The organism is Achromobacter sp. UBA2119 (genome assembly GCF_002331005.1).
Taxonomy (GTDB): domain Bacteria; phylum Pseudomonadota; class Gammaproteobacteria; order Burkholderiales; family Burkholderiaceae_B; genus Achromobacter; species Achromobacter animicus.
Genome location: NZ_DCYD01000016.1, coordinates 121,234 through 147,801 on the forward strand (window position 1 = coordinate 121,234; position 26,568 = coordinate 147,801).

28 protein-coding genes are annotated in these 26,568 nt (G+C 58.5%); 23 read left to right on the top strand and 5 right to left on the bottom strand.

Annotated features, from left to right (window positions below; translation table 11 throughout):
* Positions 1-131 precede the first annotated feature (131 nt).
* The 13 genes from B3098_RS18930 (at position 132) to pilM (ending at position 13,921) form a co-directional block, all read left to right on the top strand.
* Positions 132-941: a VirB8/TrbF family protein gene (locus tag B3098_RS18930; RefSeq protein ID WP_175156515.1), complete on the top strand. Its 810-nt coding sequence runs from the start codon at positions 132-134 to the stop codon at positions 939-941.
* Complete coding sequence (locus B3098_RS18935; RefSeq protein ID WP_175156516.1) at positions 941-1,909, top strand: TrbG/VirB9 family P-type conjugative transfer protein; 969 nt, start codon at positions 941-943, stop codon at positions 1,907-1,909. Before B3098_RS18930 ends, B3098_RS18935 begins: the two co-directional genes overlap by 1 nt.
* A 74-nt stretch (positions 1,910-1,983) precedes the next feature.
* Entirely contained in the window at positions 1,984-3,231 is a 1,248-nt protein-coding gene (locus tag B3098_RS18940; RefSeq protein ID WP_175156517.1) for a TrbI/VirB10 family protein, read from the top strand.
* The gene (locus tag B3098_RS18945; RefSeq protein WP_175156518.1) at positions 3,232-4,227 is read left to right on the top strand and encodes a TcpQ domain-containing protein; all 996 of its coding nucleotides are present in this window, start codon (positions 3,232-3,234) and stop codon (positions 4,225-4,227) included. It abuts the gene before it with no gap.
* Between the two features lie 128 nt (positions 4,228-4,355).
* Positions 4,356-5,984 (top strand): PilN family type IVB pilus formation outer membrane protein, encoded by a 1,629-nt coding sequence (locus B3098_RS18950; RefSeq protein WP_254607204.1) that lies wholly within the window; start codon positions 4,356-4,358, stop codon positions 5,982-5,984.
* A 10-nt stretch (positions 5,985-5,994) separates the two neighbouring features.
* Positions 5,995-7,323, top strand: a complete 1,329-nt coding sequence (pilO2, locus tag B3098_RS18955; protein ID WP_175156519.1) for a type 4b pilus protein PilO2 — start codon at positions 5,995-5,997, stop codon at positions 7,321-7,323.
* On the top strand, positions 7,313-7,828 hold the full coding sequence (pilP, locus tag B3098_RS18960; protein WP_175156520.1) for a type IV pilus biogenesis protein PilP: 516 nt from the start codon (positions 7,313-7,315) through the stop codon (positions 7,826-7,828). Before pilO2 ends, pilP begins: the two co-directional genes overlap by 11 nt.
* Positions 7,829-7,834: 6 nt before the next feature.
* Positions 7,835-9,541: a GspE/PulE family protein gene (locus B3098_RS18965; RefSeq protein WP_175156521.1), complete on the top strand. Its 1,707-nt coding sequence runs from the start codon at positions 7,835-7,837 to the stop codon at positions 9,539-9,541.
* Positions 9,528-10,577, top strand: coding sequence for a type II secretion system F family protein (locus B3098_RS18970; RefSeq protein WP_175156522.1), 1,050 nt, complete (start codon positions 9,528-9,530; stop codon positions 10,575-10,577). The genes B3098_RS18965 and B3098_RS18970 overlap by 14 nt, the downstream gene beginning before the upstream one ends.
* Positions 10,578-10,627: 50 nt before the next feature.
* Positions 10,628-11,194, top strand: coding sequence for a type 4 pilus major pilin (locus B3098_RS18975; protein ID WP_241740276.1), 567 nt, complete (start codon positions 10,628-10,630; stop codon positions 11,192-11,194).
* Positions 11,195-11,202: 8 nt separating this feature from the next.
* Complete coding sequence (locus B3098_RS18980; protein WP_254607194.1) at positions 11,203-12,189, top strand: ATPase, T2SS/T4P/T4SS family; 987 nt, start codon at positions 11,203-11,205, stop codon at positions 12,187-12,189.
* Entirely contained in the window at positions 12,186-13,427 is a 1,242-nt protein-coding gene (gene pilV / locus B3098_RS18985) for a shufflon system plasmid conjugative transfer pilus tip adhesin PilV (protein WP_175156524.1), read from the top strand. Before B3098_RS18980 ends, pilV begins: the two co-directional genes overlap by 4 nt.
* A 116-nt stretch (positions 13,428-13,543) precedes the next feature.
* Complete coding sequence (gene pilM, locus B3098_RS18990) at positions 13,544-13,921, top strand: type IV pilus biogenesis protein PilM (protein WP_223264753.1); 378 nt, start codon at positions 13,544-13,546, stop codon at positions 13,919-13,921.
* A 480-nt stretch (positions 13,922-14,401) separates the two neighbouring features.
* Here the strand turns inward: pilM and B3098_RS18995 are convergent, their stop codons facing one another.
* Together B3098_RS18995 and B3098_RS19000 are read right to left on the bottom strand one after the other, a co-directional pair.
* Positions 14,402-14,863 carry a DUF3577 domain-containing protein gene (locus B3098_RS18995; RefSeq protein WP_088588768.1) on the bottom strand — a complete coding sequence of 154 codons (462 nt, stop codon included), beginning with the start codon at positions 14,861-14,863 and terminating at the stop codon, positions 14,402-14,404.
* 249 nt (positions 14,864-15,112) lie between these two features.
* Entirely contained in the window at positions 15,113-15,388 is a 276-nt protein-coding gene (locus B3098_RS19000; protein WP_100854032.1) for a hypothetical protein, read from the bottom strand.
* A 922-nt stretch (positions 15,389-16,310) separates the two neighbouring features.
* On the opposite strand from B3098_RS19000, the gene B3098_RS19005 reads away from it, so the two are divergent.
* The 8 genes from B3098_RS19005 to B3098_RS19040 all read left to right on the top strand — a co-directional run bounded on the left by B3098_RS19005 (position 16,311) and on the right by B3098_RS19040 (position 23,329).
* A complete protein-coding gene (locus tag B3098_RS19005) occupies positions 16,311-16,919 on the top strand; it encodes a glycine zipper 2TM domain-containing protein (protein WP_175156525.1) in 609 nt (202 codons plus the stop codon).
* Positions 16,920-17,009: 90 nt separating this feature from the next.
* A complete protein-coding gene (locus B3098_RS19010) occupies positions 17,010-17,351 on the top strand; it encodes a hypothetical protein (protein ID WP_175156526.1) in 342 nt (113 codons plus the stop codon).
* A gap of 93 nt (positions 17,352-17,444) precedes the next feature.
* Positions 17,445-17,681 (top strand): hypothetical protein, encoded by a 237-nt coding sequence (locus tag B3098_RS19015; protein ID WP_175156527.1) that lies wholly within the window; start codon positions 17,445-17,447, stop codon positions 17,679-17,681.
* 152 nt (positions 17,682-17,833) lie between these two features.
* Complete coding sequence (locus tag B3098_RS19020) at positions 17,834-18,454, top strand: DUF3275 family protein (protein ID WP_175156528.1); 621 nt, start codon at positions 17,834-17,836, stop codon at positions 18,452-18,454.
* A gap of 69 nt (positions 18,455-18,523) precedes the next feature.
* Positions 18,524-19,627 carry a DUF6094 domain-containing protein gene (locus B3098_RS19025; protein ID WP_175156529.1) on the top strand — a complete coding sequence of 368 codons (1,104 nt, stop codon included), beginning with the start codon at positions 18,524-18,526 and terminating at the stop codon, positions 19,625-19,627.
* 261 nt (positions 19,628-19,888) lie between these two features.
* Positions 19,889-20,320, top strand: a complete 432-nt coding sequence (locus B3098_RS19030; RefSeq protein ID WP_175156530.1) for a patatin — start codon at positions 19,889-19,891, stop codon at positions 20,318-20,320.
* A gap of 45 nt (positions 20,321-20,365) precedes the next feature.
* Positions 20,366-20,980 carry a hypothetical protein gene (locus B3098_RS19035; protein ID WP_175156531.1) on the top strand — a complete coding sequence of 205 codons (615 nt, stop codon included), beginning with the start codon at positions 20,366-20,368 and terminating at the stop codon, positions 20,978-20,980.
* A gap of 72 nt (positions 20,981-21,052) precedes the next feature.
* A complete protein-coding gene (locus B3098_RS19040) occupies positions 21,053-23,329 on the top strand; it encodes an SNF2-related protein (RefSeq protein ID WP_286898422.1) in 2,277 nt (758 codons plus the stop codon).
* Positions 23,330-23,694: 365 nt separating this feature from the next.
* Here B3098_RS19040 and B3098_RS19045 read toward each other — a convergent pair whose 3' ends face one another.
* Together B3098_RS19045 and B3098_RS19050 are read right to left on the bottom strand one after the other, a co-directional pair.
* Positions 23,695-23,856: a hypothetical protein gene (locus tag B3098_RS19045; RefSeq protein ID WP_158218661.1), complete on the bottom strand. Its 162-nt coding sequence runs from the start codon at positions 23,854-23,856 to the stop codon at positions 23,695-23,697.
* Between the two features lie 193 nt (positions 23,857-24,049).
* Positions 24,050-24,994 carry a glycosyltransferase family 9 protein gene (locus B3098_RS19050; RefSeq protein ID WP_175156533.1) on the bottom strand — a complete coding sequence of 315 codons (945 nt, stop codon included), beginning with the start codon at positions 24,992-24,994 and terminating at the stop codon, positions 24,050-24,052.
* A gap of 91 nt (positions 24,995-25,085) precedes the next feature.
* Between B3098_RS19050 and B3098_RS19055 the strand changes: the two genes are divergently transcribed.
* Positions 25,086-25,754, top strand: coding sequence for an SOS response-associated peptidase (locus B3098_RS19055; RefSeq protein WP_175156534.1), 669 nt, complete (start codon positions 25,086-25,088; stop codon positions 25,752-25,754).
* Positions 25,755-25,756: 2 nt separating this feature from the next.
* On the opposite strand, the gene B3098_RS19060 is transcribed toward B3098_RS19055, so the two are convergent.
* Entirely contained in the window at positions 25,757-25,951 is a 195-nt protein-coding gene (locus B3098_RS19060) for a hypothetical protein (RefSeq protein WP_175156535.1), read from the bottom strand.
* Positions 25,952-26,136: 185 nt separating this feature from the next.
* On the opposite strand from B3098_RS19060, the gene B3098_RS19065 reads away from it, so the two are divergent.
* On the top strand, positions 26,137-26,358 hold the full coding sequence (locus B3098_RS19065; RefSeq protein WP_175156536.1) for a hypothetical protein: 222 nt from the start codon (positions 26,137-26,139) through the stop codon (positions 26,356-26,358).
* Positions 26,359-26,568: the final 210 nt, after the last annotated feature.

Genomic DNA, 26,568 nt, shown 5'->3' on the forward strand with positions numbered 1-26,568 from the left:
ATAAATCGAGGCCACGGATCGAACTTTCAGGCCCAGTTTATCCCTTCCTACGGACTTTCTTCAAGAGATAAGTGCATTGGACTTGCTCACCGCACGGCGCCATCACTCATCCAACATCGCAGAGCCTAATCATGCCCCTCAATTTCATGAGCCGCTTCATGAGCCGCCGCCGTCCCGATCTTCGCCCTGCGGACACTACAGGCCCCGCTGGTCAAGCACCCGCCACACCAGAATTCGATGCACATGTGCTGCCCTTGACCGAGCGCGCCCATCGCCTGTACTACGCGGTTTTTCAGCGTCCCCTACAACAAGCCGATCGATCAGCAATCGTCGCGTTTGGATTTTTCCTCGTTGCGACCGTTGAGGGAATTGCGTTATTCCAACTGGTTCCGCTTAAGCAGCAGACGCCCTACTTTGTCGAGTGGGATGCGCGGTCAGGTGCCGTCTGGATCTCTGATCGCGTGGCAGAGCGCTTTACCCCGGAAACGGCTAACAAGACGTTCTTTTTGCGCCAATGGGCGACCTGGCTGCTGACGATTAAGCCCAATCCGTCCGACTCAATCGACGTAGACATTCCCAAGGCGACCAGCTGGACCATCGGCGCAGCCACAGACCAGGTCACGAACTACTTCGCCAAGGTAGATCCCATTGGGGCTCGCATCGCAGACCAGCAGGGCCTTACACGCGAGGTCACCGAGAATTCCACTACGTACAGCGTAGACGGCAAACAAGCCTACATGCTCCTGACGCTTCAGGAGCGCGTCAACGGGAAGGAGTTTGGCGACCCCAAGACCAAGCTCTTGACCGTCCGGTTTTTGCTATCCACAGACAAACAGGGCATCGAAGAGCAACGATCCAATCCACTGGGCGTCAAGGTCGAGTGGTGGACGCTCACCGATTACTTCGGCCCCAGCAGCGTCCGGCCTCTGGGAGCACAGTAATGCGCAGAGTCACTTGCATTCTTACCGCTGTCGTCTGCCTGCTGTGCTCGGGCACCATCGCAGCACAAGAGAGCGACGTCAGAGCAGAGGTGGCACTTGCTCAAAAACGGGCCAATGCTGGTCCCAACGCGGCCGTCCCTATGCCCCTAGACGCGAGACTGGTCACGTTCAATTTTGACCGCGACTACGACTATCCCGTGCTGATGCGCCCATTCACGATGGTCCACCTGGAGTTCGCGCCAGGGGAGACCCTCAAGGGCTATTACGCGTCGGACACTAGCGCGAGCCGCTGGACATTCAAGCCGGCGCGCACGAAGCGCGACTTGTTTGTGATGTCGAAAGGCGACAACCTGCTCAATACCGCCACGATTATCACGAACCTGCGCACCTACCAGGTCACGTTCGTCTCTGCCTCGAAAGGTTCGTATTACAAGCGCGTGAATTGGACCGGAGACGCCGACCAAGATCTGGCCTCGGCCGGCCTGGACACGTTCGGCGGCAATAGCGCCATGCCGAGCATGCAGAATGGGCCGATGGCCGCCTCAGAGTGGGAGGCTCCCGGGCCTGCCGCCCGCCGCCCCGCTCCTAGTGGCCGGTCAGACCACGACGCACGGCCGGCCGATATTGTCGACATCTCCAAGGCGAACTTTGACTATCGCATTGACGGGGTTGCACCTTTCAAGCCGGCCATGGTGTTCGATGACGGCAAGTTCACCTGGATCCAGCTTCCTTCCGATGTACAGGAGATTCCCGCCATCTTCGCGCTGGGTGCCGATGGAACTGCTGAGCTCGTCAACTTTACGGTACGCCGCAACTACTTTGTCGTTCAGCGCCTGTTTCCCGACGGCGCGCTCCTCAAGCTGCGTAAGGACGAAGTCCGTGTATTCAACCGCCGAGGTAAGGCCTGCGGCCTGTTCGGTTGCGGCGTGTCGGGTGTCAAAAACCTCAACAATGCGTCGTACCAATGAGCGCCGTCACAAATTCTCCTGCCGGGGCGTCTCCGCAGCGTCGCACAGCTGTGTCCCGTGGACTGGTCAAGATCGTGCTGATCACGTTCATTGCGGTCGTTCTCGGCTTTGTCGTGATTCGACGAATCGCCGGGGTGGCACCCGAGTCTGCCGCGGAAGCTCGCGCCAAAAAAGAAGAGCAAGATCGCGCAGCGAAGGAAGCTGGTAACCCGTTTGCGGTCCAACGACTGATTGCAGACCAGCTTCGGGACCGCCTGGCTCGCAACGAGGAAGAGACAGTCCATGCGCCCGCGAAGGATCCGAGTCAGCCGGCAGAGCCTGCGGCGCCATCTCAGCCCACACGTACAGAAGCCGATGCCAAACGGATCGAAGAGCACCGCGGCAATACGAGACTGGCACAGCAAGAGGATCTCTCTGGTATCGAAATTGGCTTCTGGGAATCCCAAGAGCAGGATGAACCTGTGGCGGGCGCTTCCGGCCCATCACCGCGCGCAATGGCTACACCCGAATCCGCCCTTCGCGACGTCACGGCGATCGCCGCCGCGGCCGGCATTGATACCAGCGGATTCGCGCGACCGAATGTGCCTCCGGTCCCGCCAGGAGGCCAGTCGGCCAACACGGTCGGGCAAGGTGTCGGGCCGCAGGCCGCCCCTGGAGGACAGGTCGGTAACTCTGCCGGCATCAAATCCCCCCTTTTCGCGTCCGCTGCCCCATCCCCGTACTACATCCGAGAAGGCTGGATCATTCCAGCAGTGATTCAACAGTCGTTAAACACTGACGCCCCAGGCACTTTCCGAGCATTGGTGACATCGGATATCTACGACAGCGTTCATGGCACGCACCTTCTGATTGAAAAGGGTACAGCCCTTACCGGGGAGGTAAGCACGGATATAGCCGAAGGCCAAAGCCGCATGCTTATGTCGGTCAACAGAATGGACTTTCCGAGCGGCGCCAGAGTGGCCCTGGGCGGTTGGGACATATCTGATCGCACAGGAGCTGCCGGCATTGCCGCGAAAGTCGACGACCACTTCTGGGAGCGGTTTGGCAGTGCATTTGGCGTGGCTGCTGTGGCGGCATTGGCGGGCCGCTATGACAACAGCCAGAACGTGACAATCAACGTCGGCGGCAGTGGATCAAACAACGGCAGCTCCACGTCGACGCTGACGGGCACTGCTGGCCAGGCCCTCAGCGATACGGTCAGGCAAATCCTGCAGCGGAATCAATCGATCAAGCGAACGCTCACGCTCGAACCGGCCGACAAGATCAACATCGTCGTCGCGCGAGACCTCGTGCTCGACCCGAACATCGTCAGGAGCTACTAAATGGAGCATCGCCTTTCCTCCCTATTCGCGGGCGCCTGCCTCGCGCTGCTCGCGCCGATCTCCGTCGCCGCGCAGCCTGAGTTTGCCGTTGCGAGGCCCGCATTCTATGAATTCAACTGGAAGCAATCGGGAGACAGTGGCATTTCTCCTGTTCAGGTCTTCGACAACGGCCAAAGGGTTTATCTGCAATTCGCGCCAGGCACCGAAATTCCCGCCATATTTGCCGATGCGCCAGGCGGTCGTATCTTGCTGGCATGGGAAGCCCAGTCCCCCTATATCGTCATTCCTCATATGGAAGCCCGCCTCGCCTTCAGGCTGGGGCGACGGGAGGCACTTGCTTGGCGGGCTGGCCTACCCCCGGAGGGTAGCTATACCGGCATGGCGACGCCTTCTAGGCAGACCGGTAGCGCGTCGACGCCCGCCACCAGGGAACAGTTGGCATTTCGCCGCACGGCCGCTGATGCAGCGGCAGGCCCGGATCCGTCCTACAAGCCGATCGTCGTGACGGCCCCGCCCATCCAGTCAGCCGCACAGCCTCTGATCCCGTCTGTGCCTGACGGGTCGAGTCTCGCGGCATTCATGGGAGTCGCGATCGGAGCGTCTGCGCCGGACGTTGCGACCGGTCGTTCCCACCCTGCCGAGACGGTGCCTGTAGACACCAAGGGCAGTGGCCCGGTCGTGGCTACCGTCGACGTATCCAGCACCGACGCTCCCATCACCGGCAATGCGGTCGGGCCAGCACCCGTCCAGGAGTGGCATGCCGATGTCGGAAAGACCGTCCAGCAAACGCTCGACGAATGGGCGCAGACGGCTGGCTGGCAGTCCGTGAAATGGCAACCTGACTTCGACTACGCCATTGAAGCTCCGGCCACGTTTCGTGGCGAGTTCTGGGATGCGGCAAACGATCTCTTGTCAGCGTACGACGTCGCGAAAAGGAAGTTTCGAGGTCTCGCATATCGAGACAACAAGGTATTGGAAGTCTGGGAGAAGAAGTAATGAAAAGGGCAATCGTACTGGCTGTGGCTGTAGCGACGACACTCTCAGGCTGCGCCCTGCAGCGGATAAAAGACACAGAGGCACGCGTTGATGATTCCTATGGCGAACACGCCGCATCCGCGGCCAGTATGCGCAAAGTGCGCGATCGCGCTGTCGAGGTAATCGATCGTCCTTGGGTGTCCAAAACCCCGATCCTACGGCCATCGACCGCGGCGTATCCAGCACCGCTTCAATGTCCAATCACCTTTGTTCCAGCCGCGCCGATCAGCGTCTTTGAATTCGGGCAGACGGTAACGGCTCTATGCGGCGTTCCCGTCCGAATCACGGCAGACGCTATCGCAGCGCTGAGCGGCGGGAGCCGCGCGGGATCGCGGACGCCCGATATGACACCACCAAGCGGCGCAAGCGGACCCATGCCGCCAGGGGGTGTAGGCGCGCTGGGCGCCGGCGGATCCGCCTCCGCGCCCCTCTCCATGTCTGCTCGTGACACGACGATTTCAGGGATTCGTTGGGACGGCAAGCCTTTGCCTGGCCTCCTTGACGCGGTAACCGCGCGCCTCGGGCTGAGTTGGAGCTTCCGCGACGGCGCCGTGCAGATCCACTACTTAGACACCAAGGTCTTCCGCATATACGCGATCCAGTCGAAAACCAATATGCAGTCGGTCGTCCAGTCCGGCACCCAGCTCTCGTCATCGGGCGCTGGCGGCCAAGGCGCGTCCGGCGCCACTTCGTCCTCCGGGTCGGGCGGAAGCACGGTCTCAGGGGGCTCGACGCAGACCACTATGGTCTCGATTGAGTCGAACTTGGCCGAAGACGTCGATCGCATGATAAAGAGCATGCTGACGCCCGGATTAGGGCAGTCCAGTCTGTCTGTCAGCACGGGGACCGTCGCCGTCACAGACACACCGGACGTGCTCAGCCGGATCGCTGCATATCTCAAGACCGAGAATCGCAATATCACGCGTCAGGCGCTATTCAACATCACCGTCGCGGTCGTACAGCGGACGGAGACCGACGACCAGGGCTTGGACCTGACAGCGGTCTATAAATCGTTGAATGGCAATTATGGGATCACAGTCGCGAATGCATTTACTGCTGCATCGAGTGCTGGGTCTGCATCGATAGGGATCTTGGACACCGCAACCGGCACCGCTGGCCAGTTCGCCGGTTCAAAGGCCATTCTCCGCGCGCTGTCGAGCCAAGGCCGCGTGTCAATCGTGACACAGCCCTCTGTCACCACACTCAACTATCAACCCGTGCCCGTCCAGGTTGCCAAGCAGACGAGCTACCTAGCCGCCGTGTCTAACACCGCAACCGCGCAGGTCGGATCAACTTCGGCCCTGACGCCCGGCACCGTCACGACGGGATTCTCGATGGACCTGCTGCCGTTCATGATCGACAGCGATCAAATGCTCCTGCAGTTCACGATGAACCTCTCCACAGACCCGCGCTTGCGAACCGTCACCAGTGGCGATAACTCAATCGAGGTTCCGGAGGTTGATAGCCGAATCTTTTCGCAGCGCGTGCGACTGAGATCTGGCCAGACGCTGATTCTCTCCGGCTTCGAGCAGAACGTCGATCGGGGCAATCGCAGCGGCATGTTCAGCGCGTCGAATTGGCTTACCGGCGGCGGCGGCTCCACCAACAACAGGCGTGAAGTGGTCGTCATTCTGATCACCCCGATTGTGCTAGAGGACGATTCCGAGATTCAAGAAATGACGGATACCTCTGGCCAGTACGGCGCGAGGTCTAGCTGAGGTGGCTACTATGGCTCAAACCCAAGCACACGCTGGCAGCGTGACGGTCATTTCTGCTGGCTCGAAGTCGCTCGTGTCCGGGCTTTACTGGCAGACGCTATCGCAGCCTCAAAAGGTGATGAAGGAGGCTCGGGAGATCGGAAAGCGGGACGGCATGGACATCGTCGCTATCCGGCGACTCCCCACGATCATTCAGGCCGGCTTCGTCCGCAAACAAGCGGGCGTTCAGAAAGGCATGTTCAGCCTGGCTTCGATCGTGGCCGACCTGCTCCTACGCAAAGAAGGGCAGTCCACTCTGGACCCCCTTATTGCAGCCTTCGCCGTAGGAGATGGCCGGTTCGCGATTGTCGCGTTTAAGGACGGCGGCGTAGTACCGGATTCCGACGTTGTTTTTCAAACCCTCGAGCAAGCTCAAGAGGCGGTGCGAGCCCTCTACGCCCTTCTCTCATCCAAGGGCAAGGAAGTTACGGTCTACGCACCCCCAGAGCTCGAATTTGGGGGGGATGCGTCCGTCACATTGGCGGCTCTTGAGAAAGCTGCAGCAAGGGAACACAAGCTGAAGCCTCTTCGCTTTGGCCTAAGCCGGCGGGAATGGGTGCTTGTTGCAGCTGCGGTGCTGGCGCTAATTTCATCCGCCATCGCCTTTTACGTGTGGAGTGAGCATGAGCGTGAACGGCAAGAACGCCTAGAACAGCTGCGCCTGGCAGAGCTGGCGCGCGTCAAACTGGATAGCGGCCAAAATGTCCTGCCGGCAGCTCTGGTGCATCCATGGACGACCACGCCGTCCGTGCCGGCCATGATTGCACATTGCGAGCACGCCGCGCGATCAGCTCCACTTTATGTCAGCGCGTGGGAACTCAAAGGTCTCAACTGCACGCCCAGTGGCTTCGAGGCAGCGTACGTGCGACTACCACGCGCGACTGTCCTGGATTTCCGAGCGGCCGCAGCCTCCGCTTTCCCGCCAGGCGCCACCGTTTCTATCCAAACAGACGCCAACCAGGCGACCGTACGAGTCATATCCAAAGCACCGGCCGGCGGAGACGACGAGATGGCGGACATCGGCTTCAGAGTCGACAGCCTGGTGTCGCATCTCCAAAAGCAGATTATTCCGATCACGGTCTCGCCAAAGGCTCCGCCCAGTCCGGGAGAACTAGGTAGCCAAGGGACCACACAACCACCGGACTGGGCGACCGCAACCTTCGAAATAACTTCCGACTGGCCCGCAGACTCCATTTTCAGGGGGTTCGACACACGAGGCGTGCGCCTGCTGGAACAGTCTACGACCATCAAGGAGAGAAAGCTCTCCTACTCGATGAAAGGTGAGATCTATGGAAAGTAGGACCGTAGCCGCGCTTTGCGCGGCCCTGACTTTGCTTTTTGCTTCGGCCCCACACGCCGGCGCGCAAGTCGCGCGAACGACCGATCACAGCCCGCCGCCGGCGGGCACGCTTGCGGAACTTGCCGACATTCAACTCCGCCGGCTTACGTACGAAGCGCTCACCGGCATGAACGAAGCAAAGCTGGCCTACGAAAAGACCTCGCGGGTCGAAGACCGCAGCGCGACTGGTGTTCCCGCTGTCCGCTCTGTCCAAGGCGTTGGCAGCCAGCTTTACGCCGTTCTCGTGTATGCCGGCGGCGCCCAGGCGACTGCACGGCTCGGCGAAGACGTGCCCGGGGGATACCGCGTGAAGGCCGTTTCTGTCGACCGCGTCGTTTTGTCCCGCAACGGTCAAGATCTCCGCTTGGGCTTTTCCGCAGAAGCTCCGCAAGCGGTATCCGACGGCCCGGTTCGGCTTAACTCTCCGTTCCCTGGCACTGCCATGCCATTCCAACCCGGAAGGTAAGCGACCATGGACACCACGATCCACGCCCCAAATGCCCCTGGCATCGAGGACCTGGAGCTCCCCTCAGCGGCCGAGCCGCTCCGTCGCGTTCAGAACTTGAGCGCGGTGGGCGGCGCGTGGCAGGCTCCCGAGTACGTCATCGACCGCGTCGTATTGGCCGATGACGGTGTGCTCTACGTCGACGAGGAGCACAGCGATGACATGCGCGTAATGTCCTATATGTCGCGCCTGCGCCTTAACCGTGTGACGTTTTCCCCGCGGCTGGTTAGCCACTCCGAAATCAAACGACTGCAGCAGACCGCCAAGGATGGCGCTTCGCTATCGATCACCGAAGGCCCAGGAAGTACAAAGACAGCGCAGCAAGAACAAATAAATCGAATGATCTCCGAGGCGGCGCGCCTCGGTGCAAGCGACATCCACTTCTTGCCGGACGTGGATAAAACCTATGTGAAATACCGAATCAACGGCATTCCGGAAGCTCGGTTCACGCTCGATCGAGCCGTCGCCGAAGATCTGGTATCGACGCTCTACACGTCGATGTGTGAAAAGCCCGACAACTACGAGCCATCACGAAAGCAGAATGCCCGCTTGATGGAACGCTACGCTCGCCAGTCGGGCTTATTCGTATGCCGAGTCGCGACCGGCCCAGCAGCCCGCGGGAGGAAGCTCGTCATCCGTCTCTATCCCGACACGGGTGACACCCCGAAGTCGATGGAGGAACTTGGGTATCTGCCGGAACAATGCACGCAAATACGCCAGTTTTCGCGCAAGACGTCCGGGATTGTGCTGGTGACCGGCACGACCGGCTCCGGAAAATCCACCACACTCAACCACTATCTCAAGCAGGCTCTTCTACATGCCGAGGGCGAGCTTATCATCGCCACGGCCGAGGACCCCGTCGAACAACCCATTCGCGTGGTTACCAAGCGCGATGGCAACGATGTCGTCTATGTCGCTGTCCAAGAGCCAATAATCCCGGCCGGTACCAGTGAAGAAGAGATTGAAGCCGCCTGGGTCGACGCGATCGATCACATGCTTCGATCAGACCCAGACTCGATCCTGATTGGTGAAATTCGTGGCAAGGCGTCCGTACGCTCGGCAATTCGCGCAGCGCTCACAGGCCACCCAACACTGGCCACGCTCCACGTGAAAGACGCAATGAGCTCTTTCGACCGCCTGGAAGACTCGGGGGTCCCGAGAAACCTGCTAACCGACCCGACCCTGTTCATCGGCATCATCAATCAAGCGCTGGTGCCTATCCTGTGCCAGCACTGCAGCGCTCCATTTTTCGACGTAGAGGATCGGCTTGAGGTGGGGCTCCGAGACCGTGTACGGCGCTTCTGCGACGTCTCAGGCGTTCGTGTACGAGGGCCTGGTTGCCCTAGTTGCCGCCGCGGCCTAGTCGGACGCACAGTCTGCGCCGAGGTCGTCTCTCCTAACCCAGCCCTGATGTCGGTCTATCGCAAACAGGGAACCTTCGCCGCCCAAAAGTACTGGGTCCAAAAGATGGGCGGGATCACCCAGTGCGCCCACTTAATTCGCCTGATTGAGGCGGGCCGAGTGGACCCCGACCTCGGTGAGCTGATGGTGCGGCCACTGGATAGTGACGACTGGCTCAACGAAGCTGCGCGACCGCAACGACCAGATCGCTTGCATGGACGTAAGAGCGGATCGCTGTTTAGCCAATGGAGGTCTCGCCATGGCAAAGCTTAGCTCCCGCCGGCGAATGCTCATTTACCGCACCCTGTATTCCATGGCGCGGTCCAAGGTGCCGGTCTACGACGCGTTGGTCGACATTCAAAAGGCGCACAGCCGAAACGGGCGACGCCCCAAGGCGGTAATCGCCGTTTTTGCGCACGAGGTTCTGGTAAGACTGTCCAGTGGCATGAGCGGGGACCGATTTGCAGAGGCGTTCGAAGGATGGCTCCCGCCGACCGAGATCTCTATGCTGGCTTCTGCCCAGAAGGCCGGCGACATTGCCACGGGTTGCGACGACGCGATCAAGCACATCAAGCGTCAAGCGCGAGTTCGATCAGCCATCGTCAGCGCTGTTTCCTATCCGTCGGTGATCGTCGTGATGGCGATAGTCCTACTCACATTTGTGTCCTTTAAGGTTGTTCCGATATACGCCAGAGGCTCCGATCCAGCAACATGGACCGGACAGACTGCCGTCGTCTATTGGATGAGCGAGATTGTCCGGCATTACGGCATCTTCATTCTGCTAGGCCTTGTCAGCGTGGGCTACGCAATCCGGTGGTCGTTGCCAAACTGGACGGGGCGTCTACGTCCGGCGTTTGAGTGCCTGCCGCCGTGGTCGACATACAAGACGATGCAGGGTGCGGTCTTCTTCTCCAATCTCGCAATTCTGCTCAATGCCGGCGCTGATCTCCTGCAGACCATGGTCCATATTCACAAGCATGCCAATCCGTGGCTGCAACAGCGCTTGCAGGACACCATGTATGGACTGAGCATGGGCAAGAACCTGGGCGTCGCCTTGGAGCTTGCTGGCCACAAGTTCCCCGACGAAGAATCCATCGCATACATCACCACGATCGCGTCTCGCGAGGGCTTCGCTTTTGCCCTGTCTGAATTTGCGACCAACTCCGCAGAGACTGCTGCAGAGCGCCTTGAAGCCTCTGGGAAGGCCTTTTTCTATGTGGGCCTGATCAGCGTGACCGCCCTTGCAGCTCTCATCTTTTTTGGCCTATTCGGACTGCAAACCGCCGCAATGGGCGATCGAGCTTTCTAACCGCGCGCGAATTGCGCAGAGCATCAACTGTTTCATCCTTGGAGCATTACATGACGACCTACGTTAACCCTTCCTCCATCAACCACCACTTGGCTGAATGCGAGCCCGCGCCGGAGCGCGATGTGAAGGTGACCGACCAACACGCCCTGCCTCATGCGGGTACACCGCTCGCCCGCCAGGCAGGAGCTTCCGTTGATAATTTCTTGGCCTGGATGCTCTTGGCGGTTGTGGTGGCTGCGGCGATCTTCGGGGCCTACTACGTCCTCAACAAGGATACCGAGAACAACCAAGAAGCTCAGAACATCGCGCAGCTGGTAAAGGGTGCCAAGCTTCTGCGGGACATGAACGGCTATGGAAATGTGACCACCGCCGCATTGCAGGCCGCCGGCGCGATTCCTAGCAATATGATTGGCGCGACCACCGGCACCCTCTATCACAGCTGGAACGGAGAAGTCACCGTTGTGGGCACCGCGACGCAATTCGTCATCACTTATCGGGCGGTCCCGAGCAGCAACTGCATCCCGCTGCGTGCCAATCTGTCCCGTACGGCTCAGTTCGTCAGCATGACGAATTGCCCGACCACCGGCAACGTCGACCTCGTACTGACTGCGCGCTGATGGAGACGATGCCCGTTACCTTGGAGCAGGCTACAAGCCTGCTTGACCTGCGATTCGTCGACATGATCATCGGCCCTGATTACGCGGAGCTTCGTGAGCTGGAGGGTAGCCAGTCCCTCACCGATAAGGTGCCGGGCCATCTGCAGGCCGACGTCATCTTGCTGCGACAGCAATGCAGGCAGGCGCTTCGCACGCTGACAAAATCCGAATTTACCGCCACCTTGGCTGAAGAGAAATTCCGAGTGACGCAGCTCTTTGACGTCGATTCTCAAGACATCTTCATCCTTGCCAGGGCAGACGTAAAGACAAGGCCATTGAAGTCGCTCGGCATGGCAGAGCGGCTATTCAATCACCTAACTCGGCCAAAACTGAGCGGCCTAGTTGTGGTGTCGGGGGGCATGCGGCACGGGAAGACTTCCACGGCCGACGCAATCTTTATTGACCGCCTTGAACGGCACGGTGGCCTTGGCATTGCTCTAGCCGACCCGCCAGAGACGGCGCTGAACGGAATTCACGGAAAGGGACGTGCCATCCAGATCGAGGTGGCGCGCGAGCACGGTGGCTATCAGGAACAGCTAATGCGGGGCCTTCGATCTCGCGCCAACATCTTCTACTTGGGCGAGACACGGGACCCGCCATCAGCCATTGAGGTCGTTCGCGTGAGCGGCAATGGATGGCCTGTGCTGACAACGCTCCACGCCGACAGCCCCGAGCTAACGTTCACCAAGCTGCAGTCGCTATGCGCCGGATCCGGCGCTTCTGTCGAATCCTTCAATGCAATGCTGGCCGACAACATCGCTGCAGTGATCCATCAACAACTTGAAACCGTAAAGACAGCTACGGGTATTGCGAAGCGCCTACAGATCAACTGGCTGGTTTTGGATGGCAAAGAAGACACCGCAATACGCGCGAAGATCCGGAAAGGCGATTTCGCCGGGCTGAACACGGAAATTGCGGCCCAGAAGGCGGCAGCGATATTTGGGAATCGAACATGAAACGACACTATCGAGTAGGCGCGACCAGACGCAAGCAAGCTGGCTTCACGGTGCTTGAGGCCTTGCTCGTGACCCTTCTGTTCGCAGCGGTCATGGGACTGTGGAACTGGTATCAAGCCGATTACGTCGCAACGATTACAAGCCGGCAGGCTGCTTTCCATCAAAAGCAAGTCGGTAATGCCGCCGCCGCTTATGTCAAGAACAACTACGCTGCGCTTTTGACCTCTACCGCGGGCGGACCCGTTACTGTCTCGCTGGACACAATACGGAACGCCGGAAACTTGCCCGCAGCCGTGCCTCTTCTCAACCCCTATGGCCAGGCTTACACGCTCGCCGTTCGTCGGGCCACTCAAGGCGGGCAGGCCATCCTTGAAGCGCTGCTCGTTAGCGGAGGCGGGGCGGATGTGTCAGAGACGGACCTGCGCCGAACTGCCGCCATGCTGGAAGGCGGCGGCTTCGTACTCACAAGGCAGCCCGCGATCGCTCAGGGGTCGATGGGCAGTTGGCAGGTGCCGGTCGCCAGCTTTGGGCTTTCATTGCCGGGCGGAAACTTGGCCACCGCGTTGTTCTTCAATAGTGCCGGACAGGTAACCGACTATCTCTACCGGAATGCCGTCGCCGGCCGGCCGGAAGTCAACCGGATGAACACAAGCATCGACGTAAACGGCAACGATCTCAACAACGTCCGCACTGTTCGAACACAGACGGTCGAGGCCTCCGGCAATGTCAGCACCAAGGGAGCCCTTATCGTCCAGAGCAGCGACGGTGCAAGCAGCACGGGCTGGTACACCGCCGGCAATGACGGTTGGCTTCGCGTCTTGCACGACAACCACGTGGTCACCAATGGCGAGATTCGAGGCGGCGCCGTGCGTTCAATGGGACAAACCTTTTCGCATGGCCGGCTCAACGCCTACGAGTATCTATACGTCGGCGGCGTTGCCAACGAGGGTTGGGCTTGCGAAGCAAATGGTCTAGTGGCCCGCACAGGAATCGGAGAGCCCTTGGCGTGCCAGTCAGGCGTTTGGCGCAAGTCCGGCGGTGGGCAGCTGCGTTGCGAGTATTACTTCGCCGGCCGTGCAAGCGACAACCTCCCTGCAGATAATTCATGGTGCCCGGCCGGCATGATCGTCACGAGCGTGACGAGCTCCGGCAGCAATCAGAATTTTTATACGGTCATGGGCAAGAGCCTGTATGCCGGCAACGTCGGGCAGGGATACACATGCTGCGGTATTTCATGATCGCCTCTGTCGCGCTAGCTTTCTAACAGGACGTCGACTCTATGGGCCTGCTTATGCTTCCCCTATTCGCCCTGCTGACGCTCTTAGCGGCTTGGGCGTCAAGTTCCGACCAAACCATGGTTGATGTGCTGCTTCACCAGGAGGCGAGCTCCGCCGGCGGAAGCTTGCGGATCTATGCGAATGCAGTCGCGCAGTTTTCCCGTGTAAACCCCGCCTTTTCCGGGCCTGCGCCCAACAGCTCGCTTGATCTACCGACCTGGTTCAAGCCGCAGGCCGGGACTGCCAATCACATCGACGCCGGCAGGGCATACGTCTTCTTCGTTCCCGGCGATGCCCAGCCCGACCTGTATCTGATGTTCCCAGAAGAGGAGACGGGGCTGCCCTACCTGGTGGGCATAGCCCGAAGCGGCCACCTCTACTCGCCATCGGCAGGAGCGGCAGTAGCTGTGCTGCCTGGTGCTATCCCGGAAGGTGCGGTGGTGTACGTCCTCTGACCGCACGTCTCCAACAAAAAACCCCCGCCAGGCAGTGCCGTGCGGGGGTTGATGCGCTCTTGCGCTAAGGTTGCAGGCGTTATGGGCCGCTGCAGGCCTGGGATGTAGGGTGGGGGTTGGCGCCCGAGTAAGCTCAATTGTAGGCTTGCCAGAAGCGACGAGATCGCCTCTGGCAAGCCTACTCGGGCTATAAGTGCCCTGCCTTAGCAGAGCGGAGAATCGTAGAGAAAGCCGCGGCCGGTTCAGGGCCGCGACGGGTAGCTCAGTCTCGATCGAGGAACGCCAATTCGCCGAATCGAATGAGGGTGAAGGACACTGCTTTTTTCATCTGGCCTGTTCAGCAGCCTAACCAGATACTCGGGATGCGCCATTTTGAGTGCGGCGCGCACTGAACAACCTGCGAAGTTCTCTTCAATAGGCGCTGGCGGCGTCCATTGAAGAAAACTCCACGTAAGTGGAGTTTCGGGGTTTGGCTTGGACTTAGTTGCCGTCCGTGCCAGTTCGAACACCTTCAGCCGAAGCTTCGGGTTCAACGTACTGATAGACCAACACGCCATCGACTTTCGCCATGTGGATCTTCAGCAAGCGGCCCTTAAGGACTACTCCTGTTTGACCTGCACGAGTGCCGGTCGTGATCTTATAGGTATCGATGTACGGATCGCCGATGGTCACGGACGCCAAGACCTTTCGGTTGGAGTCGTTCGCAGCTTCTTGAAGCTTTTCGGTCATGACCTTGATGGCCTCTTTGCCGACAATCTTGACGTCGCAATTCAGCCAGGTGAGTGAATCCGCATTGCCTTCCTGCGCTTCACCGTGAAAGATGCTGATGCTGCACGACAGGAATGGCGCGCCTTTCTTGGGCTTAACTTCGCGGACGCGACGGACATAGCCGAGGCCACGAAGGTGGGCGTCGAAGTACTTGGGGGTGTTTGCTTGAGCCATGACGGATCTCCTAAAGAAAAGGGGAACCGCCGCCCCAGTCGGGGAGGAAAGTTCCCCGATGGGCTGAAAAAGACACTCCTGGTCGCTAGACCTGCGGTCACCGAATGGTGGAGCCAAACCGCTTTGCTACAAAAGATTCCGACATAAGCAGTCGGAGCGCTTTCTAGCCGATATCTTACGTTTGCGAGGCCGAGAAATCAACGAGATTTGCGCCCCGCGGTGGGGAAATTCCAGACCCCCACGAGTCCTTTACTGTGGACTTGCGGCCTTGAATGGCAATATCGTCGCGGTCGCAGTGCGACGGGGCGCCAGGTCCCGGCAAGGGTCTATCTCGCTCAGCTCTGCTGCGGATACAACTTCGATAACCATTAGCGTGTTGCCGTCCGCGTCCAGGAACACTGACTCAACCTCTCGATCTTCCCGCTCCTCACCGCACACGGCAAGCACTGTCACGTCACCAAGGCGCGCGTGCATTGCTTTCGAACCCACTGCCAGTTTATTGATCCAGGGAGAGAGAATGTTCATCGCAAATTCCTTTTCAAGTTATTCAATGCTTTGGGGTAGGGGGCCTTGCCGTCCATCGCTAGGGCCGGCTGGCCTCGCGGGCACCTGCCCCCCGCGATATGTAGCGGCACCGGCACGCTGGCCATCGACCGCGCCCCAGTCCAGGTTGGATTCGATTTCCTCCCCGTCGTCCGGATGCGTTGCTGCCTCCGCTTGAGGGCTATCCTCTAACTCGCCACCGGATTCCCGCGGCGGTTGTGCAGGCGCAGTAGATCGGACGACGTCGACCTTCCCTGCTGGCAGCAGCACGGTAAACCGATCGGGCTTGCCCGCCAGAATAATGTAGTTCCCCTGCACATCTGCCGACCCCTGTACGCCTCCTTGCAGATAGATGGGTACAGACCGGATATCGCCTGGCAACGGCCGATCAAGCACCACAACTGTCTTGCCCTGATCCCCGAAGGCACGTACAACCCCAAGCGCCGCGCCAGTGTCTACCGTGTAGTCAAAGTCTAAGCCATCAGGCGCCACTTGGAGACTTTGGACTTTCCCAGCGCAACCAGATATACCGATAGCTGCGACAAGGAAGACTGCCGCTGAAGCCTTTCGCTTCATGCGTTTCGGGGATGACAGTTCGAGGTTCAATTTCTATCCTATGTTGCGACCAGATCGCGGGCCACCGCGCAGCACAACGGGCACATGATAGAACGCTCCGCGGGAGCTAAAAAGCTCTGTAGCGCTCTTGCCAAACCGTGCATGTTGTGTGTAGGATTCCGCCCAGTACGCCCGTCAGAGCTCATCTGACATCTTTTGCAGTGCGCGGTTTGGCTCCACCATTCGGTGACCGCAGGTCTAGCGACCAGGAGTGTCTTTTTCAGCCCATCGGGGAACTTTCCTCCCCGACTGGGGCGGCGGTTCCCCATTTTCATTTTGGAGAACCGACATGAGTTCAACCCTCAGCGTTGCAGCCCTTTCCATCGCTTTTGGCATTTGCGTTGGCTCACTTATCTGGGGCGCCTTTGCGCTCGGCTCAAGGCTCACTGTTGCTGTCCGCGCTCGCGTAGACGGCATAGTGATCATCTCGCAAAAAACACGCCGCGCGGCCGCCGTTACTACGGTAGTGATGGCCGGCCTACTCGCCGGATGTGCGAATCAAAGCGCATCAGGTGGCGTGTACAGCTACCAGCAAGCCCAGCAGGTGCAGCAGGTCCAATCGGGGACGGTCCTTTCGGCACGACCTATCACCATACAGGCCAGCTACAACTCTGGTGCAGGCGTGGCTGCGGGCTCCACACTCGGTGGCTTGGCAGGCAGCTTCATTGGAAACCATAAGGGGTCCTATGTCGCAGCGGCCCTGGGCGCGTTGATTGGCGGAATTGCAGGTAATTCCGTCGAGCGCAAGGTATCTCAAGCCGCGGGTATCGAAGTCATAGTGAGGCTCGATAGCGGCCAGATGCAGGCGGTCGCCCAAGAGGCGGACGTTCCGTTAAAGCCCGGTCAACGGGTAAATGTTCTGAGCGGTGCCGGCGCGACACGCGTCGTCCCGATTTAAGCCCAGGCAGCGGCGTCCACTCGGCGCCCTGCCTCTTCCCAATCCGGGCCCACGCCCGTGGGGCGATAGGGTTCTATTTCGAGGTCTGCAATGAGCAACCATTACTTTGACACCGTTCACAAAGATCATCCCGTTACCGTGAATCTCGGTTGGGACCGCCAATTGAGCTACTTCTTCATGGTCATTCTCAGGCCGGTCGAGCTTCTTGATGCCACCCAGGCAGATGAAGCGGATTTCTATCTCTACTCCAATCTTCTCGAATCGAACGCCTTCGGCAAAAATCTCGATTATTACCGCACCGTCCTGAATAATTTTGGGATAGTCGTGCCGGAAAGCATGTTCATCGAGACGTTGCACGACAGTCTCAACAACGTCGGAAACCGTGTCGTCACGCACCAGGCGGACGGCTCCTTCACCGAAAGCTCTAAGTAGGGCTTGCCGTTCTCTCACCCATCGGGGCTTCCCGATCGGGGGCCTCATATTCTTGAAGGCCTTGTTATGACCCACCCTTCCCCCAGCGAACGAATGACGAACGTCGAATGCGTCGCGGACCTGATGGAGTATTCCTCTTTCGGACCGCTTGCCCAGATGTTCGTCGTCGACGCCTTGCTCAAGCACGCAACAACCGTGTCACAGCTCAGCGACGAAGCGCTCGAAGAGTGGCCCGAGAATCCGCTGTTTCACCCGCATTCATGGCGGGGCGTAGCAAAGGAAATTAGGGCGAAGCTTGAACGACATCTTGATCATCCAGCTTCTTCGTAAAGTGAACAGCAATTCGCCCAGCCGCACCAGGACCTTCGAACCTCTTAGATCCTGACGCATAGTTTTCAATCCCCCGTGCGGGCTTTTAGCCCGCAGCCCCTCATTTTCATCTTGGCCCCTCCGGGGGCCGCTTTTATTTCTGGAGCAACACCATGATTAAGATTTCCGGCACGCTGGAGGTCAAGACGATTCGAGGCGGCAATGGCGACTTCAACGTCGGCGAGCTGCAAACAGCGATCGGTGAGTTCAAGATCAAAGACAAGATCCTGGAGCAGTTCCAATCCGGCACCTATCCAGGTGAATTCTTGATCTCAAAAATCTATCCGCACTCCTACACGTGGTACGGAAAGATCACGATTGAGATACGGGCAGCGCTGGCCGAAGTCATGCTTGAAAGCGATGAACCCGACGACGCCGAAATGCCGACTCAAGCTAGCGAGCCTGATCCAGCCGACGAGGAACGTACGTCCCGGCCTGTCACGGCTCAATCAGAAGCAGACACCATGCCTGCGCCGGTGTCTGTATCTCTGCCAGCGCCGGCCACTATTGAAGCGATCGCAGCCGACGAGCCCGTGGCCTCGATTGGCGATATTGAAAACAGCGAGCTGCAGGAAATCTTCGGCGCAGAGCTCAGCGAGCTAATCAAAGCCCGTCAGCCAGTGAAGCTTGATCCTTCTGTCGACCGCGCGCTATTTCGGTCTCAACGGGACTGGCTCGGTAAGCGGCTCGACTACAGCTTCCGTGCGGCCTCTCAAACGTGGCATTCCAAGTAGGAACTTTTGCCCTACATCCTGGGCCGGCATCTGCCGGCCTGCCCTATCAACTCTTCCTAGTAGCTCACTATGGCACTTATCTTCCCCAGGCTAGCTCAGAACTTCGTTCGAAACGGCTATTTCCCAACGGACGAAGAAACACTTACGCGGGTTTCATCAGCACTTGAACTTTTGGAGCCCGATGCCGGCGCCAGACTATATGACCCCTGCTGCGGAGAAGGCGCAGCACTTCACTGGATAGCGTCGACTGTAGACACGCTTCATGGGTCGCCAACTACGGAGACGTATGGCGTCGAATTCGACAAAGGTCGTGCCTGGCACGCGAAGAATCTTTTGCGCACCGCACTGCACGCGGATATACACGACGCATTCGTATCTGCTCGCTCGATGGGACTTCTATTTCTGAATCCTCCCTACGGCGCCGTGGTGGCCGACAAGGGCCACACCGGTGATAGGCATTATGACCGCCTAGAGAAAGTCTTCTATCAGGCCTCCGTTCCGGCGCTAGCGTTTGGCGGTGTGCTGGTCTTGATAGTCCCGCACTACGTCATGGACAAGCAGTTCGCGACGATGATCTCCCGTAACTTCGAGGGCATACAAGCCTTCCTTGCGCCAGAGCAGGAATTTCGCCAGCTTGTCGTGCTAGGAGTCAAAAGGCGTTCTGAGGCACCAGATCCGGAAGTGGTTAAGCGGCTCAGCACGATTGGTCAGGGCGAGCTGCCGCCAGAGCTTCCCAAGGAATGGAGAACTGCGCCCTACCTGATCCCAAACGTTTCCGGCGAGCTTGCTTTTTTCTCCACGAAGATCGACCCAGAGCAGCTGCATGACGAGCTTAAACGTGTTGAAACTGCGACCTTGTGGCCGCAGTTTGGCCGTATCTTCAATACTGGCCAAGTCGCACACAGGCGACCTCTATGCAACCTCTCTGACTGGCATTTGGCGCTCGCGCTGGCGGCCGGCCAGATAAGCGGTGTTGTTGAAGGAGACGACGGCACAAAGCTATTGATCCGCGGCGACACCATCAAGGTCAAGGACCAAGAGGTGCAGCTTGAGGAGGCCAGTAACGGCGATGTGCGAACCACGATAGTGATGCGCGACAAGTTCGTTCCCACGATCGTTGGAATCAACTTCACACCGGGTCCGGATTTGGGCCAACTCGTCAATATCCGTTGAATGACTTGATGACTGTGGCAAGCGCCACGTCTGTCCAGCCCCTCGCCTTGGCGAGGGTGCTGCCAAAAGCGCATATTCGGTGCGCTTATGACAGCGTTTTACGTAGCCCGACGTTCTCGGGCCGCCGCCGGCGTAACCGGCATCCTTTCGGTTTGGCTCCATGGGTTCACGCCCTGACCGTGGTCTCTCTGACCTGGAGTGTCCTTCTAACCCCTGCGGGTAACCCCGCAGGGGGCTCCCGCTGTCGCTTGGATTCGCCCAATGACAACGCTTTCCAAATTCATCGTCACTTTCGAAATTCCTCATATACATAGCATCAAGATCGGCGTGGAAGCATCGAACGTTGGTACTGCCCTCCAATTGGCGGAATCGGCGTTCAACTCCGGTTCTCTATGGGAGACACGCAGTTCCCACAGGCTCCTCCACGACGACTTCCACGACGATGGCGAAGCTATGGAACGGTACGTTGAGCAGTTGGACGGCGCGCCGTTTCCGCTTCCTGACGCCACCGTCCACGAGCTGGAACTACAAACTCGTGCGCGAAGCCTCTTGGACTTCTGCCGCATTGTGTGCGACGCAGCCCCGTCGCTGGAGGAGCAAATCGTAGACCTTGACCGGTTGTTCGAGGTACGCCTTTCCGCTCGATCCATTCAACACATCCGCGACCTGCTGCCGCACCTTACAGCGGTCTAGTTCTTCTGGCCGGCGCGACCGGCTTATGTTTACAGGAGCGCTTCTATGATTTTCCGCATTCGCGAACTGCAAGACTTGTTCGTGGACGCTTGCGTCCGGTTTCCCAATGGCGATCTCGCCTTCCTTTCCTTCTACGGCCGAGATGGTTCCGTACAACAACTTTTCGCATCGCTGCAGCTCGGTACACAGGAGGGCGGGCTACGGCAATTGACACTGGTTACGGCTTCATCATCAGTGGAAACCGTCATTTCGATCGGCGACGTCAAAAGGTTGGATAAGCACACTGGCAGACTGCCGAAACAGACCCTTTTTGGCGGACTTCTACACTGCTGGATCTATGACCCATCCCTATTGAAGCCATCACGGGCAACGCGCAGTGGTTGGGTTCTACAAGACTGCGTCGACACATCGGAGGCCGACGCGGCGGATGATCGCGTATGGAACCTGGTTAAACAGGTCTCCGAAGTGCCTCTAATGGACCACTGGCGTGAATTTATCTTGGGCGAGCTGAGCACAGAGCTGCTCGTCGATCTTACTGACGAGATGTGCCGGCCGGCCGGGAGAATTCACCCGATCTTTGTGCGCATACCTATCGACTTCTCGGCGCGCATTTCGTCGTACGTCCGCAACGGCCAATTGAAGCTCGTCGTCGAGGCGTAAATACCGCTTTCCCTACCCTTCCGGGACACCATCCCGGCCGGGCTTGGTGTCTCTCTTTTTTGGAGCACCACGATGAATGCAACCTTTCATGAAGAAGCCGCCGCCTTGAACGAGGCTGAACCGGATCAAACTCGTCGGATTCCGCTATCGGACTTTATTAGCAAGTTCGGGTCTGGCCTGCTGCAAGCTGTACGCAAACAAAATCCTCCCATCTTTGATGACCTTGAGCGTGCCGACTGGGATGTCATCATCGACTCCTTGTTGAGGACACCTTTTCCTGCACAGCGTCGTGTCGTTCACGCGATCACCACCTTGTTGACCCAGCATTCGCCTGCTGGAATTATCAATGCGGAGATGGGGACGGGAAAAACCCTTATGGGCATTCTCGTAGCCACACTTCTCCATCACGCTGGTCTCCCTAGAACGCTCGTGCTCGCACCGCCTCATTTGGTTTACAAATGGCGACGGGAAATCCGGGCAACTGTGCCCGGTGCGCAAGTTTGGATCCTCAACGGTCCGGACACCCTTCGAAAGCTCCTTCAATTGCGGACAATGCGCGACCGGCCGACTTCGCCTCAGTTCTTCATCTTGGGGCGTGTCCGGATGCGTATGGGGTTCGATTGGCGTCCTGCGTTTGCAACACGGCCGGTACTGTTCGATTCCGAATTGGGACGGGTTTGCAGAAGCGCCGCTTGCTGCCCGCGCTGCGGTCAGTTTGTGTGCAATGAAGATGGCGTGCCGCTTACCCCTGCGCTCGCGACTTCGGCCTTAAACGAACGTCGTGGAGCGTGCAATTGTGGCGAGCGGCTTTGGACCTTGATCCCAAAGCGCGCAACCCCGACGACCTATCGCGATATGGTCAAGAAGGCGCTCGTTCAAATGCCAACGGTGGGTCCCCGCACTGCGGACAATCTCCTGACTCGCTTTGGCGAGGACATGCTTGGTGACATGCTGCAGGACAACGTCTACGAGTTCATCAATCTGATGGATGAAGAAGGTGACTTGGTGTTCTCGGACCGCCAGGCTAAACGCATGGAACGGGCACTTGCCTATACGGAGGTATCTTTTGGACAAGGGGGGTTTCAGCCCACTGAGTTCATCAAACGCTATCTGCCCCAGGGGTACTTCGGGTTGCTTATCGCAGACGAAGGCCATGAGTACAAGAACGAAGGCTCAGCTCAAGGCCAGGCAATGGGGGTGTTGGCACGCAAGTGCTCAAAGGCTCTCGCACTGACTGGCACGTTGATGGGTGGCTATGCCGACGATCTCTACCACCTTCTTTATCGCCTGCATCCGCGGATGATGATTGAGGACGGGTTCAACTTCAATTCCAAGGGCTCAATGGCCTCGGCCACAATGGCCTTCATGCGCGAGCACGGCGTCCTGATCGACATCCATAAGGAATCCAATTCAGGATCCCATCGGACGGCGAAGGGGGACAAGAAGACAGTTTCAACCGTGAAAGGACCGGGTTTTGGTCCGAAGGGAATCATGCGATATGTGGTCCCCTACACGGCGTTCTTGAAACTGTCGCAACTGGGGCAAGATGTCCTTCCACCTTATCGCGAGAGCATGGTGGAGGTCGCTATGTCACCGGACATGGAGTCCGCCTATCAGTACCTTGAGCGTACTTTGGTTGAGGAACTTCGTCGCGCGCTTCGCGCCGGCGATAAGTCTCTCATGGGGGTTGTTCTAAACGCCCTTCTGGCATGGCCGGAATGTTGTTTTCGGCCGGAGACTGTGCGGCACCCGCATACCAAGTCGGTGCTGTTGAGCTTGCCGGCTCTATACGGAAACCAGGAGATGACGCCCAAAGAAGGCGCGCTACTGGAACGTGTAAGGCGGGAGGCCGCGCATGGTCGGCGCACGCTGGTCTACACCACGTATACCGGCACGCGCGACACTTCGGCCAGGCTAAAGGCTTTGCTTGACCAGGCTGGCTTGCGCAGTGCCGTGCTTCGTTCCAGCGTGTGCGCCGAAAAGCGGGAGGACTGGGTGATGGAGCAGGTGGATCGCGGCATCGATGCGCTTGTTTGCAATCCCGAGCTGGTGAAGACTGGTCTGGATATGCTGGAGTTTCCGACCATCTTGTTTATGCAGACCGGCTACAACGTCTACACGTTGCAGCAGGCCGCAAGGCGTAGTTGGCGGATCGGGCAAACGCGCGACGTTGACGTTGATTTTCTTGGCTATCAGGGGTCGGCACAAATGCGCTGCCTTCAACTCATGGCACAGAAGATTGCAGTATCGCAGTCCACGTCTGGCGACATGCCTGATTCCGGTCTCGACATTCTCAACCAGGGAGGCGACAGCATTGAAGTCGCCCTTGCGAAGCAGTTGGTAAGCTGACTTCGTCCCTCAAGGAGGACGGGCCACCCCATAAGGGTGGCCCTTTTTTTTCGAAGTTGGTATCTGACGATAGCTGCTACGGAGTGTCGACGAGCGGTACGAACACAGCTTCCTAAGCGAACTGGACCACAGCTGGGATACGCGGAAAGTTACGATCGCCTAAACATCCGCGGCAGTCTGAAAAGAACCGATGCACGAGGTTGTCTTAGTAGACAGTCAAGAATGCCTAAATTGAGGTTGGCCGCGATGTTGTATATTTCGCCCTGATCATAGCAAAGTGCTCACCCAAAAAATAAGGGGAAGGTGTTGGAGCACCTTCCCCTTATAGGAAGTTCGGGTACCAATTCGACTTCCAGCTCCGAAGGTTAGTCCTTGGGAGCGTTCAGCGGGACGCGCACTTTGGCGTATTTGGACTTCTCGATACGCTGCAGTTCCTCGTCGGTCAGGCCAGCGCCGTAACGTTTGAACAGCTCGTTCAGTTCGTGCGCTTCTTCCTTGGTCTTCAAGGTGTATTGACCTTTCGTCATAGATCTCCTTTCGGATCTATAAAGTTACCCGCAGCGCGAATGGCGGCGGGTGTCCGGTGGCGGTGATAACGCCACCGGACCTACCTTGATGGGGGCCAAAGCCAAAAACTCAAGGCCCGCCTATCCGCCCCTTTTTTATTTCGATAGAGGGGCCAGCCCCTGCCAAAGGCGTGTTGACGCGGACATCCCCGTTTCACGAAAATCGGGGTTGGACGAGGACGTCCAGGCATGCCCGTAGGACCCGTGCCGGCACGATGGAATTGATTTCGGCCATGCTGTTGTCCGGTACAACGTCGCGGGTGTAGCGCCGCTTCCAGAACCACTCTGGATTTGGTTCATTGAAGACCCCGACATATGGAACGCATAAGCCTTGCGCGATGTGTGATGGACCGCAATCGTTTGAAACGACGAGACGAGCATTGTGCATCAGCGCGGCAAGTTCCTTTACCGTCCGGCAGAACTCGATCTTGAAATCCCTTCGACCTAATCTATGAATGCGATCACGCATATTGCCTTCGTCAGGCCCAAGAACAAAAGTGAAGTCGGCCGAGCCGCCGAGGTGATTCTTAAGGAGGTCAGCAAGGACTAGATAGTGGTCCAACGCCCAGCGCTTAAAGTCCCCTGCCCCGCCACCCGGTATCAGAACTATGTCCGCCGGCTCCACTTTGCCGATATGGGCAGAGGCGATTTCCATGAAGGCGTGCCGTGCCGTCCGTTCAGGATCATGATCCTGATGCGTTGCGAGCAAACGCAGGTTTGCGAGTCCAATGTATTCGTTGATGTCCTTGCGATGCGAATGGGTCCACACACGGTCGCCTAAACGATCATTTTCGAATCCCATCCGCAGGACTGGCCTCCGAAGAAAGCTGATCAGTGGGTAGCGCTCGCTTGAATGGTGAAGGCTCAATGCCGCATGCGCTTTGCGTGGGAGCGCGCGCATCTGCGCAGCGAACGCGTCGGCCTGGACGAACTCGTCGACCCAGGGAAGGCCTGCGTAGAAATGCCCTACCGCGTAACGAGACACCACGCGGACCCGCTTATCGCGCCAAAATTGCTTCACGAGGCTGAGTGCCGGATACGCTACGATTTGATCGCCGAACCTCGGCTGACTCCTGAGAAAAACAACAACATCTGACATAAACCACCCAAACGAATAGGCGGGGCTTTATGGTCGCTTTCGGCACGACGCCGGCAATTTATCATGAGGCGTGTCTTGGGAGATCCACGCTATGTGCAGCCACTATCAAACGTTGAAGGACGCCGAGCTATTACTCAAGAAGTTCGGCGTTCACGAGAAGCCGCCCACGATCGCGCGATACGACATGTGGCCTAGGTATCAAGGCGTGTTCGTGCGCCGGCCGGCGGAGCATGACGCCGGCGACGAAGCGGTTCCGGAGCGCGAAGCCGTCGTAGGGCGGTGGGGTCTGATCAGCGCGATGACAAAGGCGGACGGTCTGGACAAAGCCGGCAAACTGTCGACCTTCAACGCCCGCAGCGAAACGGCGCCCAAGTCCTTCACCTTCGGAAATGCCTGGCGCCGCGGGCAACACTGCATCGTCCCGGCCGAAGCCATCTTCGAACCTGATTGGAGATCCGGCGCCGCGGTGGCCACGCGCTTCACCCGGGCCGACGGCGCGCCGCTGGGGATTGCCGGGCTATGGGACCGATGGCGCGACGCCGCCGGCCAGGTGCAGGAGAGCTACACCATGCTGACCATAAACGCAGATCAGGATCCACTGTTCCGCGACTACCACCAGGCTGGCAAGGAAAAGCGCATGGTCGTGATTCTGCCGGAAGGCGCCTACAACGACTGGCTGACCGCGTCGGCGACCGATAGCCGCGACTTCCTTGTGCCCTTCCCCGCCGATCGCCTGGTCGCGGAACCACCGACCAAATAGCGCTAGCCCAGTTTTTGCTTGTAGAGATCTTGTGCCGCCGCGAGCGAGGCGCGCATGCCATAGATCGTGCCATTTTCACCACGACTAAACCACAGCTCGTACTGCCACATGCCATCAACGAAGACACGGCAGATCGTCCATCCAGCCGGACCTTGCCAGTAGTACGTGTCCCGCTGCGTCCATTCGTCGCTAGTCATGTTCCGTCCCCAGTCAGCCGGAATCGGGGTCAAATGCCGCGGATTCCGAGATTAAATATACTGTGTTTTTATACAGTATTTCGGGGCTAACCTTGAACTTCCAATGCAGCGTCCTTCGGACCCACGTCCTCGGCGAATGTCGCCGAGACCACGACCTAGGGGAGCCCGTAGTAGGAACCGTGCACATGTACTCCATGCTGCACAAGGGGCTGAATCGTCACGTTCCCTGTATGACGCTGGAGGGCTTGGCCAAGTTCGGCGCCAAGCTGCCCAGCCCTATCCCGGACCTGCTGGATCCTCAACTTCTGACCTTTAGCTCGGACCGAGGCATGATGGTGGTCGGCTTCGAAGAAATTGCAGGCTGCAAGTACTATCAAGGCTGGTGGATGCAATGGATAGACAGTTGATGACCCTTGTGTTTGGCTTGCCTTATAGTTAAATTAGTGAAATTATTGAATTACGATAACTTTTCTAATTTCAGTACACATGGACCCTATACTTAATCCGTATGCCCCGGGCGCTGGCAGCCCCCCTCCCGAACTAGCGGGACGCGACGACATTCGCGAACAAGTCCGAGTTTGTCTAGAACGCTTGAATGTTGGTTTGCAGTGAAAACT